Origin of the sequence: Cellulomonas sp. B6 (genome assembly GCF_001462455.1) — a bacterium.
Classification (GTDB): Bacteria; Actinomycetota; Actinomycetes; order Actinomycetales; family Cellulomonadaceae; genus Cellulomonas.
On sequence record NZ_LNTD01000209.1, the window covers coordinates 1 to 10,526 of the forward strand.

Annotated in this window: 12 protein-coding genes and 2 riboswitches; of the genes, 5 read left to right on the top strand and 7 right to left on the bottom strand. The window is 76.2% G+C overall.

Features of this window, described 5'->3' with window-relative positions; all coding sequences use genetic code 11:
• Together ATM99_RS15980 and ATM99_RS15985 are read left to right on the top strand one after the other, a co-directional pair.
• Nucleotides 1–768, top strand: a 768-nt coding sequence (locus ATM99_RS15980; protein ID WP_062103837.1) for a MaoC/PaaZ C-terminal domain-containing protein, incomplete at its 5' end; no start/stop codon positions are given.
• A 52-nt stretch (nt 769–820) separates the two neighbouring features.
• Nucleotides 821–1,426 carry a pentapeptide repeat-containing protein gene (locus ATM99_RS15985; protein WP_062103838.1) on the top strand — a complete coding sequence of 202 codons (606 nt, stop codon included), beginning with the start codon at nt 821–823 and terminating at the stop codon, nt 1,424–1,426.
• Between the two features lie 155 nt (nt 1,427–1,581).
• On the opposite strand, the gene ATM99_RS19935 is transcribed toward ATM99_RS15985, so the two are convergent.
• The 3 genes from ATM99_RS19935 to ATM99_RS16005 all read right to left on the bottom strand — a co-directional run bounded on the left by ATM99_RS19935 (nt 1,582) and on the right by ATM99_RS16005 (nt 5,181).
• Complete coding sequence (locus ATM99_RS19935; RefSeq protein WP_082659922.1) at nt 1,582–2,667, bottom strand: GNAT family N-acetyltransferase; 1,086 nt, start codon at nt 2,665–2,667, stop codon at nt 1,582–1,584.
• Between the two features lie 257 nt (nt 2,668–2,924).
• Nucleotides 2,925–4,367, bottom strand: coding sequence for an aminotransferase class V-fold PLP-dependent enzyme (locus ATM99_RS16000; protein ID WP_062103839.1), 1,443 nt, complete (start codon nt 4,365–4,367; stop codon nt 2,925–2,927).
• A gap of 36 nt (nt 4,368–4,403) precedes the next feature.
• A riboswitch (SAM riboswitch) is annotated at nt 4,404–4,518 on the bottom strand.
• A 138-nt stretch (nt 4,519–4,656) separates the two neighbouring features.
• Entirely contained in the window at nt 4,657–5,181 is a 525-nt protein-coding gene (locus tag ATM99_RS16005; protein WP_062103840.1) for an N-acetyltransferase, read from the bottom strand.
• A 99-nt stretch (nt 5,182–5,280) separates the two neighbouring features.
• A riboswitch (SAM riboswitch) is annotated at nt 5,281–5,378 on the top strand.
• 4 nt (nt 5,379–5,382) lie between these two features.
• Here ATM99_RS16005 and ATM99_RS16010 point away from each other — a divergent pair.
• Both ATM99_RS16010 and ATM99_RS16015 read left to right on the top strand, forming a co-directional pair.
• Nucleotides 5,383–5,826, top strand: a complete 444-nt coding sequence (locus ATM99_RS16010; RefSeq protein WP_062103841.1) for a rhodanese-like domain-containing protein — start codon at nt 5,383–5,385, stop codon at nt 5,824–5,826.
• Nucleotides 5,827–5,867: 41 nt separating this feature from the next.
• Nucleotides 5,868–7,115 (top strand): O-succinylhomoserine sulfhydrylase, encoded by a 1,248-nt coding sequence (locus tag ATM99_RS16015; protein ID WP_062103847.1) that lies wholly within the window; start codon nt 5,868–5,870, stop codon nt 7,113–7,115.
• 33 nt (nt 7,116–7,148) lie between these two features.
• Here ATM99_RS16015 and ATM99_RS16020 read toward each other — a convergent pair whose 3' ends face one another.
• On the bottom strand, nt 7,149–7,667 hold the full coding sequence (locus ATM99_RS16020) for a hypothetical protein (protein ID WP_062103842.1): 519 nt from the start codon (nt 7,665–7,667) through the stop codon (nt 7,149–7,151).
• Nucleotides 7,668–7,835: 168 nt separating this feature from the next.
• On the opposite strand from ATM99_RS16020, the gene ATM99_RS16025 reads away from it, so the two are divergent.
• Nucleotides 7,836–8,846 carry an aldo/keto reductase family protein gene (locus tag ATM99_RS16025; RefSeq protein ID WP_062103843.1) on the top strand — a complete coding sequence of 337 codons (1,011 nt, stop codon included), beginning with the start codon at nt 7,836–7,838 and terminating at the stop codon, nt 8,844–8,846.
• A gap of 107 nt (nt 8,847–8,953) precedes the next feature.
• Here the strand turns inward: ATM99_RS16025 and ATM99_RS16030 are convergent, their stop codons facing one another.
• The 3 genes from ATM99_RS16030 to ATM99_RS16040 all read right to left on the bottom strand — a co-directional run.
• Nucleotides 8,954–9,472: a pyridoxamine 5'-phosphate oxidase family protein gene (locus ATM99_RS16030; protein ID WP_062103848.1), complete on the bottom strand. Its 519-nt coding sequence runs from the start codon at nt 9,470–9,472 to the stop codon at nt 8,954–8,956.
• Between the two features lie 141 nt (nt 9,473–9,613).
• Nucleotides 9,614–10,144 (bottom strand): LLM class flavin-dependent oxidoreductase, encoded by a 531-nt coding sequence (locus tag ATM99_RS16035; RefSeq protein WP_062103844.1) that lies wholly within the window; start codon nt 10,142–10,144, stop codon nt 9,614–9,616.
• Between the two features lie 168 nt (nt 10,145–10,312).
• The coding region (locus tag ATM99_RS16040) for a hypothetical protein (RefSeq protein WP_369798104.1) at nt 10,313–10,526 on the bottom strand (214 nt) is incomplete at its 5' end.

A 10,526-nucleotide genomic window follows, 5' to 3' on the forward strand; every position in this document is an offset into this window, starting at 1 on the left:
TACGCCGTCGACGACGTGCGCGCCGGCGTCGACCACCTCACCGCGTACCAGCACCTGCTGGGCGAGCCGGCGACGGACGCGCTGCCGGCGGGGTTCGTGCACGTCCTCGCGTTCCCCGTGGCCACCGCGGTGATGGTGCGCGACGACTTCCCGCTGCCGCTGCTCGGCATGGTGCACCTGGCGAACCGCGTCGAGCAGCGCCGGCCCCTGACGCTCGGCGACCGGCTGGGTGTCCGTGCGTGGGCGCGCGCCCTGCGCCCGCACCGGTCGGGCACGCAGATGGACCTCGTCACCGAGGTCGCCGCCGACGGCGACGTCGCGTGGCGCGGCGTCTCGACGTACCTCGCCAAGGGCGTGCGGCTGCCGGACGCCCCGGACGGCGGGCGCGACGGCGCGGGCGAGCGGCCGACGTTCACGCCGCCGACGCGCACCGGGCGCTGGGAGCTGCACGCCGACACGGGCCGCCGGTACGCCGCGGTGTCGGGCGACCGCAACCCGATCCACCTGTCCCCGATCACCGCGCGCGCGTTCGGGTTCCCGCGGGCCATCGCGCACGGCATGTTCACGGCGTCGCGCGCGCTGGCCGACGTCGGCGCGGCGCGCGGCGACGCGTTCGCGTGGGACGTCGAGTTCGCGGCCCCCGTGCTGCTGCCCGCGACGCCGGACGTGCGCGTCGCGCGCGACGGCGACGGCCACGCGTTCGCGGTGTGGCACGCGCGGTCGGGAAAGCCGCACCTGACGGGAACGGTCACGCCGCTGACCGCCTGACGTCGGGCGGGGTCCCGCCTCCGGTGTCCGACGCGCGTGGGAGGGTCGGGACATGCTCACCGGTGACGCGTACGACCTCGAGCCCGACGCCGACCTCGACGGCCTGGCGTTCCGCGGGCTCGACCTGCGCGGCCGCGACGCCACCGGGGCCCGGTTCCTCGAGTGCGAGGTCGAGGACTGCGACCTCGATGACGTCGACCTGGACCGCGCCCGCGTGCTCGACTCGACGTGGACCGACGTGCGCGCGGGCACGCTGCGCGCACCGTCCTCGACGTGGCGCGACACGACGCTCGCGGACGTGCGGATCGGTGCGCTGAGCGCGTTCGGGTCGAGCTGGACCCGGGTGCGCGTGACCGGCGGCAAGGTCGACTACCTCGACCTGCGCGAGTCCACGGTCGACGAGCTGCACCTCGAGGGCGTGACGCTCGGGGACCTCGACCTCAGCCACGCCCGGGTCGGCAGGCTCGTCGTGGTCGACTGCGACGTGCGGCGCCTCGACGCCTCGCAGTCGCGACTCACGGCGTGCGACCTGCGCGGTGCGCGGCTGCGCGCGGTCGACGGCGTGGGCGGGCTGGGCGGGGCACGGGTCAGCACCGACCAGCTGTACGACCTCGCGCCGCTGCTCGCGCACCACGTCGGGCTGGTCGTCGAGGACTGACGGCGGCAGCCCGGCTCCCGGAGGCCCGCCGCGGGTCGCGGCCCGCGGGTCGCATCGCGGGGTCCCGGTCCGCGGGTCCGCGGTGCCCGGGTCCCGGTCCGCGGTCGCGGTGCACGGCTCCCGGTCCGCGGGTCAGGGCCCGGTCGTCGTCGTGCTCACCAGCCCGCGAGCGCGACCAGCTCCGCGGCGACCTCGGCGGGGGTGCGGCCGTCGGTGGGCACGCGGTGCACGTGCGGCCCCGCGGCCTGCTCGAGCCGGCTCGCCGCGGCGTCCGAGCGCGCCACGTGGGCGTCGTAGGACTCCCCCTGCTCGCGCCGGGCGAGGCGGGCGCGCGCGGTCGCGTCCGACGAGGTCAGCAGCACGGGCGTGACGTGCGGGCGGTCCCCGACGGCGGCCGCCAGCGTCTCGGCCTCGAGCACGCTGACGGTGTTGGTGTAGACGAGCCGCCGGTGCCCGAGCGCGCGGTAGCGCCGCCACACGTCGGCGAGGTTGGCGGACGCGACGCCGTGCTCCCACGGCGCGGGGTGCGCGAGGTCGAGCGCGTCGCCCTCGACGACCGCGTGCGGCACGTCACGGGCGACGAGCAGGTCGTGGACAGCGGCCGCGGCGGTCGACTTGCCGACGCCCGAGCGGCCCCCGATCAGCAGGACGGACGTGCGGCCGTCGGCGACGTCCCGGCCCGCGAGCCGGTCCACGAGCCGCGCCCGCACGTCGGACCACTCGTCGGCGAGCACCGAGAAGTACAGGGAGTCCTGGCGCGTGCCGTCGGCCGCGACGCGGTGGCCGCGCAACCGACCCTCGGGCCGCGCGCCGAGCTTGGTCACCGCGGCGATCGACCGCGCGTTGCGCGCCTCGACCCGGTACGCGCAGCGCGCGACCTCCCACGTCTCGAACGCGTGCGTCATGAGCAGGAGCTTGCACGCCGGGTTGACGTGCGTGCCCCACACGCGCGGGGCGTAGAACGTGTGCCCGACCTCGAGGCGCCCCATGCGCAGGTCGACGTCGTAGAACGACGTGGACCCGACGACCTCGCCGTCGACGAGCACCGCGAACGCGTACCGCGCAGGTGTCGCGAGCGCGGTCTCGACGACGCCCAGCAGGTCGTCGACGCCCCGGGGCGTGGGCGTCGTCATACCGCGCCAGACGCGCTCGTCGACGAACGCCGCGAGCGCCGCGGCGTGCTCGCGCGCGAGCGGGACGAGCCGGACGCCGTGGCCCTCGAGGGTCAGATCGTGCTGCACGCGGCCCATCCTGGCGGGCGTCCCGGTCCGGCGTGGCGTCGTCTCGCCGTGAAGCCCGCCGGAGGTGGACCGGATCGACCTCTCGCCGCTCGGAGGTGGGGCTGGATCGACCTCTCACCACCCCGGGGTGGGTCGGATCGACCTCTCACCACCCCGGGGTGGGCCGGATCGACCTCGCACCACTCCAGGCGCGGGCTGGATCGACCCCTCACCACCCCCCGGGTGGGCTGGATCGCCCTCTCGCGGGCCGGGGCAGGTCAGTCGTCGAGCGCGGGCCCGCAGGCGGCGGCCGCGGTCGCGGCCAGGTGGTCGAGGCCGCGGACCTCGACGAGCGGGCGCGTGTCGTCGGCGACGGTCCAGCAGCCGTCGACGACCTCGTAGGACGCGGCCGGTCCGCGCGTCAGCAGCGTCGTGAGCGCCGCGACGAGCCGGTCGACGTGCTCGACCGTCGTGCCGACGCCCACCGACGCGCGCACCGCGCCGTGCGACGCGCCGAGCCGCGCGAGGAGCGGGTGCGCGCAGAACCGGCCGTCACGCACGCCGATGCCGTGCTCGGCCGACAGGTACGCGGCGACGAGCCCGGGGTTGAGGTCCCCGACCGTGAACGTCACGACGCCGACGGGGTCGACCGCGTCGGGCCAGATGCGCGCGACCCGCACGCCGTCGATCGCCTCGAGGCCGGCCACGAGCCGCTCCCGGAGCGCCTGCTCGTGCGCCTCGAGGGCCCCCGCGGGCAGCGCCGCGAGCGTGTCGCAGGCCTGCGCGAGCGCGATCGCGCCGAGCACGTTGGGCGAGCCGGCCTCGTGCCGCGCGGGGGCCGGCTGCCACACCGTGCGGTCGGTGCGCACGTCGCGCACGGCGCCGCCACCCGCGAGGTAGGGGGTCCCGGTGTCGAGCCAGTCCCGACGCCCCACGAGCGCGCCGGCGCCGAACGGCGCGTACGTCTTGTGGCCCGAGAACGCGACGTAGTCGACGCCCGACGCGGCGAGCGAGAACCCGCGGTGCGGCACGAGCTGGGCGCCGTCGACGGCGACGCGCGTGCCAGCCGCGTGCGCGAGCGCGACGACGCGGTCGAGCGGCAGCGACTCCCCCGTCACGTTGGACGCGCCGGTGAGCGTGAGCAGCGCGTACGGGCGGCGCGCGAGCTCGTCGCGCAGCGCGTCGAGCGTCGCGGCGACCGTCGCGGCGATGGGCAGCACCGTGGCCACGCGGCCCGTGCCGGACCGCGCGCCCGCGCTGCGCTGCACCCACGGCAGCAGGTTGGCGTGGTGCTCGACGTCGAGGACGAGCACGGCCCCGCCCTCGGGGACGACGCCCGCGAGCAGGTTGAGCGAGTCCGTCGTGTTGCGCGTGACGACCGCGACGTCGTCCTCGCGCGCGCCGACGAACCGCGCGATCGCCTGGCGCGACGCCTCGTACAGCGCGGTCGACACCTGCGACAGGTAGCCGGCGCCGCGGTGCACCGACGCGTAGAGGGGCAGCACCTCGGCGACGCGTGCGGCGACGGACGCGAGCGCGGGCGCGCTCGCGGCGCAGTCGAGGTTGGCGTAGGTGCGGCTCGTGCCGTCGACCAGCGGGACGGTCGTCGTGGCACCCGTGACCGGCAGCAGCGGGCCGTGGTCGAGCACGGCGGGGCCGGTGGGCACGGCGGCGCCGGACGCCTCGTCGGCACACGCGAACAGCTCGGTGACGGTGGTCATGGTGGTCCTCCGGTACGGGTCCCTCGGGACCGGCCGGTCCCGCGCTTGCCGGCGCCGGACGGCGCGCGACCAGGTCGTCACCCGGGGCACCCCACCGCGGTTGGAGGGTTGCCGGCCAGCGAGCCGGGGCTTCGCGCTGACACTCTTGACCTGCGTCGAGGATCGGTGCGGCGTCCCGCGCGTGTCAACGCCGACGCGCCGTCGTTCTCGGGATGCGAGACGCGACGTCTCGCGACGAGGGACGAGACCAGTGCGCGACGCGTGACGGGACGGCGACCCGGCACCGACGTCAGGGCAGGTCGCGCACCATCACGACGCTGCGGTACGCCTTGCCCTGCCACTGGATCACGTCGCCCTCGGCGAACCCCCAGCGCGCGTACATCCGCCGCAGCCCCCGCGCCGGGACGGCCGTGTCGAGGCCGACCGACCGCGCACCGCCGTCGACCGCCCACGTGCGCAGCGCGCCCCACAGCGCCGACGCCAGGCCGCGCCCGCGCAGGTCCGGGCGGACGGCGAGCTGGTTCAGCCACACCCGGCCGGGCTCGCGCGCCGCGGGCGTCAGCGCCAGCAGCCCGCCGCCCGGGGGGCTGCTGCACGTGACGGTCCCCGCGAGCGCACCGGCGGCGTCGACGACGACCCAGGACGCGCCGACGCCGAGCGTGCGGGCGGCCGTCACGTCGTCGCTCTGCGTCGCGCCCGTGAAGTTCAGTCCGGCGGCGGCGAGGTCGGCGTAGGCGGCGTGCAGCAGGCGCGTCAGCGCGGGCACGTCGGAGGCGGTCGTGGGGCGGAGCGCGAATCCCTCGGGGACGTCCATCGGCGCCCAGCCTGGCACGGCGTCGCGGCCGTCCGCACGGCCCGTCGCCCGCCGTGAGACGCCCGCGACGACGCCGCCCGGACGGGCGTAGCATCGCCGCGACCATCCAGAGCGGCCGAGAGATCTGGCTCGACGACGCCGCAGCAACCCGCACGGGCGACCGTGGCGCAGGGTGCTACCGCCAGAGACGATGGGAGGACCATGACCGTGCCGCCGCGTCCCGCCCCCGGTTACGCCGGGGACGTCACCGCCACCGAGGCCTGGCAGATCCTGCAGGACCACGACGACGCCGTGCTCGTCGACGTGCGCACCGACGCCGAGTGGCGCTACGTCGGCGTGCCCGACCTGCGGCCCGTCGGGCGGCAGGCCGCGCTCGTCGAGTGGGTGCAGTACCCGTCCGGGCAGCCGAACCCGCGGTTCCTCGACCAGCTCGCCGCGACCGGTGTCACGCCGGGCGACGGCCGGCCCGTCGTGTTCCTGTGCCGCTCGGGACAGCGCTCGATCGGCGCGGCGCAGGCCGCGACCGCCGCCGGGTACGGGCCCGCCTACAACGTGCTCGAGGGCTTCGAGGGCCCGACGGGCCCCGACGGCCACCGCGGCCACGTCGGCTGGCGCGCCGACGGCCTGCCGTGGGTCCAGCCGTGAGCGGCACGACCCCCGAGCTGCCCCCGGACCTGCCACGCGACCTGCCGCCCGGCCCCGGCGACTGGGACGACCACCGCCTCGACCGCTCCGCGCTGCGCCCCGACACGCTCGCGGTGCGCGGCGGGCTCGTGCGCACGGAGTTCGGCGAGATGTCCGAGGCCGTGTTCCTCACGCAGGGGTACACGTACGCGACGGCCGCGCAGGCCGAGGCCGGGTTCGCCGGCGACGTCGACCGCTTCCTCTACTCGCGCTACGGCAACCCCACCGTGACGACGTTCGAGGAGCGGCTGCGGCTGCTCGAGGGCGCCGAGGCCTGCTACGCGACCGCGTCGGGCATGTCCGCGGTGTTCACGGCGCTGGCCGCGCTCGTGCGCTCCGGCTCGCGCATCGTCGCGGCGCGCGCGCTGTTCGGGTCGTCCGTCGTGATCTTCGACGAGATCCTCGCGAAGTGGGGCGTGCGCACCGACTACGTCGACGGGCACGAGCCCGCGCAGTGGGAGGCCGCGCTCGCGACACCCGCCGACGTCGTGTTCTTCGAGACCCCGTCGAACCCCATGCAGGACCTCGTCGACATCGCGACCGTGAGCCGGCTCGCGCACGCGGCCGGCGCGACCGTCGTCGTCGACAACGTCTTCGCGACACCCGTGTTCTCGCGCCCGCTCGAGCACGGTGCCGACGTCGTCGTGTACTCGGCGACCAAGCACGTCGACGGGCAGGGCCGCGTGCTCGGCGGCGCGATCCTCGGGTCCACCGACTACGTGCGCGGACCCGTGCAGACGCTGCTGCGCAACACCGGGCCGTCGCTCTCGCCGTTCAACGCGTGGGTGCTGCTCAAGGGCCTGGAGACCATGAGCGTGCGCGTGCGCCACCAGGCGGCGTCGGCGCTCACGCTCGCGCGGTGGCTCGAGGAGCAGCCGGGCGTCGCGCGCGTGCGGTACCCGTTCCTCGCGTCGCACCCGCAGCACGACCTGGCGCGCGCGCAGCAGACCGGCGGCGGCACGGTCGTGACGTTCGACCTCGCGGTCCCGCCCGACGCGCCCGCCGACGTCGCGAAGAAGGCCACGTTCGGCGTGCTCGACGCGCTGCGCGTCGTCGACATCTCGAACAACCTCGGCGACGCGAAGTCGATCGTCACGCACCCCGCGACGACGACGCACCGCAAGCTCGGCCCCGCGGGCCGCGCCGCGGTCGGCATCGGCGAGGCGACCGTGCGGCTGTCGGTGGGGCTCGAGGACGTCGAGGACCTGCGCGACGACCTCGCGCAGGCGCTCGCGACGCTCACGGGCTGACGCGGGTCGCGGCCGGGGCGTCCACCGCGGACGTCAGCCCGCCGGGACCAGCCCGACCGCGACCACCGCGTCGGTGACAGCCGCGACCGTCACGTCGAGCGCGCCGCCGGGCACGTCGAACGACGAGCCGTCGGCCATCGTGGCGCCGCCCTCGATCAGCGGGACGCACGGCGCCTCGTACGACGCGAGCTCCGCGCCGGCCGCGACGACCGTGACCGTGACGGGGGCCCCGTCGGCCGACGTGCACACGACGCGCGGCGCGTACGACCCCGCGGCGACGTCGGCGACCGAGGCCTGCTGCGAGGCCCCGCCGGTGACCTCGCCCGCGAACAGGTCCGTGGCGTCGCCGGCCGACGCCAGCGCCGCGCGCTGGTCGTCCGGGGTCGGCGGCACGGGCGTGGTCTGCCCCGCGCCCGTGGGCGCGGACACGCTCGGGCTCGCGTCGGGCTCGGGGGCCGGGCCGTCGGAGCACGCCGCGAGCGCGACGAGCACGACCGGGGACAGCAGGGCCGGGGCGAGCAGTGCCGGTGCGAGACGTCGTCGGGATCGCATGGCGGGGACCGTAGCGCAGCCCCGACCCGGGGCTCCAGGCACGTCCGCGGGCGGGACGCACCGGACGGATCGGGTCTGTCGGATCGGGCCGGTCGGGCACGGTGCGGGCGTCGTCGTGCCTCGGGCGACCGGAGGGCCCGTGTCGGCGACGGGTGAGAGGCTGGGTGCATGCACTTCCGATTCCTCGGCAACTCCGGCCTCAAGATCTCCGAGCTCACCTACGGCAACTGGCTGACCCACGGGTCGCAGGTCGAGAACGACACCGCGACGGCGTGCGTGCGCGCCGCGCTCGACGTCGGCATCACGACGTTCGACACGGCCGACGTGTACGCCAACACGGTCGCCGAGTCCGTCCTGGGCGACGCCCTGGCCGGCGAGCGGCGCGAGTCGCTCGAGATCTTCACGAAGGTCTACTGGCCGACCGGCCCCGGCGGCCCGAACGACACGGGCCTGTCGCGCAAGCACATCCGCGAGTCGATCGACGGGTCGCTGCGCCGCCTGCGCACCGACTACGTCGACCTGTACCAGGCGCACCGCTACGACCACGAGACGCCGCTCGAGGAGACGATGCAGGCGTTCGCCGACGTCGTCCGCCAGGGCAAGGCGCTCTACATCGGCGTGAGCGAGTGGACCGCCGACCAGATCCGCGCGGGCCACGCGCTCGCGAAGGACCTGGGCGTGCAGCTGGTCTCGAACCAGCCGCAGTACTCGGCGCTGTGGCGCGTCATCGAGCCCGAGGTCGTGCCGACCTCGCGCGAGCTCGGCGTCTCGCAGGTCGTGTGGTCCCCCATCGCGCAGGGCGTGCTCACCGGCAAGTACAAGCCGGGCGCGCCGCTGCCCGAGGGCTCGCGCGCGACCGACGACAAGGGCGGCGCGAAGATGATCGCGCGATTCATGCGCGACGAGGTGCTCGAGCGCGTGCAGGGCCTGCAGCCGATCGCCGACGAGCTGGGCCTGACGATGGCGCAGCTGTCGATCGCCTGGGTGCTGTCGAACGACAACGTCGCTGCCGCGATCATCGGTGCGTCGCGCCCCGAGCAGGTGCACGACAACGCCAAGGCCGCGGGCGTCACGCTGTCGCCCGAGGTGCTGACCCGCATCGACGAGGTGCTCGGCGACGTGGTCGTGTCCGACCCGTCCGAGACGGCGAAGGCCTCGCCCGCCCAGCGCCTGGTCTGACCCGTCGGGCCGCGGCCCGCGGGCCGACCGCAGACGCACGACGCCCCGTCCCGGGCCACCGGGGCGGGGCGTCGTGCGTGCAGGGGTGCTCGCGCGGTGAGGCGCGGTCAGAGGTCGACGGTCGCGTTCTCGCCGCCGTCGTACGCCTCGCCCGTGACCTTCGCCTTCACCAGGCTGATGACGGTCGCCAGACGACCGCCGGGGCTGTCCCAGTACTCGGCGGTGTCCGCGTGCAGCTTGATGAGCCCGAGGTTCGGGGTCTCCGGGCCGTCGGGGAACCACGCCTCGGCCACCGGCCCCCACAGCTCGCGCGCCTTCGCGGTGTCCTTCAGCACCTCGGCCGTCCCCGAGACCGACAGCCACGACGACGACCCCGCGAACGCCGCGTTCGCCGGGCTGCCGGCGCGGATCTCCGCGACCTTGTGGCTGTCGAGCGCCGTGAAGAACCACAGGTCGCCGTCGAACTCGACGTCCTGCACACCCATCGGGCGGCTCACGAGCGCACCGTCGGCGTCGACGGTGGTGAGCATCGCGAGGTGGTGGTCGTGCAGCAGCTCGCGGACCTTGGCGACCGCCTCGTCGTGCGTCGGGGCGTCGTCCTGCTCGTTCCAGGTCGTGCCGGCCATGGTGCCCTCCGTCCGTCGCGCGGGCCCGGTGGCCCGCCCGGCCACGCTAGGCACGTGCGCGGTGCACCGCACCCGCGGGGCGCGACCGCACCGACGCGCCGGCCCGAGGACCGGCCGCCCACCCCGGCGCGTGGCGGTGCGTCACAGACCGAGCGCGTCCGCGTGCCGCGCGGAGGACCCGACGAGCACGAGCGCGACCGTGTCGACACCCGTGCGTGCGGCGAGCACGAGGGCGGCGGTGCGCACCGCGTCGCGCGGCGCGACGAGCCACGTCGCGGACGGCGACCACGTCAGCCCGGAGAACGCCTCGGCGTACGCGACGGCGGTGCGGCGCCGGGCCGCGTCGGCCTCGTCGTCGGCGACGACGGTCTCGACCTCGAGGACCACGCGGACCTCGGCACGGTCACGCCCGACGGCACGGAGCTCGTCCTCGAGCACGCTCACGAGCGCGCGCACGGCCGCGGGCGTGGGCAGCGCGGCCGAGTGGACGAGCCGCACGACGTCGGCGCGCGCGGCGGCCAGCGCGATGGTGGTGGGGTCGAGCGCGTCGGCGTCGAGCCGGAACTCCACGCCGCGGCGGGCGGGGCCGGCGACCTCGACGCGCGGGACGTCAGGACGGGCGGTGGACGGACGACGGGTCGCGCGGGCGGGCGCGAGGACGGGCTGAGCCACGGGGAGTTCCCTCGGGTCGAACGGGGTGCGTCGCGTGGGTGGAGCCGCACGCGCGCGGGGTCGTCAGCTCAGCGACAACACACCCGGACCGAGAACATGGAGGCACCCTAGCCCGGACGCACGCACCACGACCACCCCCGGTCACCCCTCGGGCGTCCCGGGGCCCCGCTACAGCACGAACGCGGCCGCGACGAGCGCGTACGTCGGGCCGAGGCGACCGTGCACCGAGCGGTGCAGCACGCCGTAGAGCACCGCGGCCCCCATCGCGTACGCCCCGCCCGCGGGCCCCTGCAGCAGCACGTGCACGAGCCCCCACGTGGCGGCGAGCACGAACCCGCCCCACGGCACGTCGCTCCGCCCCCGCGCGGCCTCGCCCCACCGC

Excerpts from the sequence above, each read along its gene's own strand:
- ATM99_RS15985 (WP_062103838.1), top strand. The coding sequence starts at position 821 with ATGCTCACCGGTGACGCGTACGACCTCGAGCCCGACGCCGACCTCGAC.
- ATM99_RS16000 (WP_062103839.1), bottom strand. The coding sequence starts at position 4,367 with ATGACCACCGTCACCGAGCTGTTCGCGTGTGCCGACGAGGCGTCCGGC.
- ATM99_RS16005 (WP_062103840.1), bottom strand. The coding sequence starts at position 5,181 with ATGGACGTCCCCGAGGGATTCGCGCTCCGCCCCACGACCGCCTCCGAC.
- ATM99_RS16010 (WP_062103841.1), top strand. The coding sequence starts at position 5,383 with ATGACCGTGCCGCCGCGTCCCGCCCCCGGTTACGCCGGGGACGTCACC.
- ATM99_RS16020 (WP_062103842.1), bottom strand. The coding sequence starts at position 7,667 with ATGCGATCCCGACGACGTCTCGCACCGGCACTGCTCGCCCCGGCCCTG.
- ATM99_RS16025 (WP_062103843.1), top strand. The coding sequence starts at position 7,836 with ATGCACTTCCGATTCCTCGGCAACTCCGGCCTCAAGATCTCCGAGCTC.
- ATM99_RS16030 (WP_062103848.1), bottom strand. The coding sequence starts at position 9,472 with ATGGCCGGCACGACCTGGAACGAGCAGGACGACGCCCCGACGCACGAC.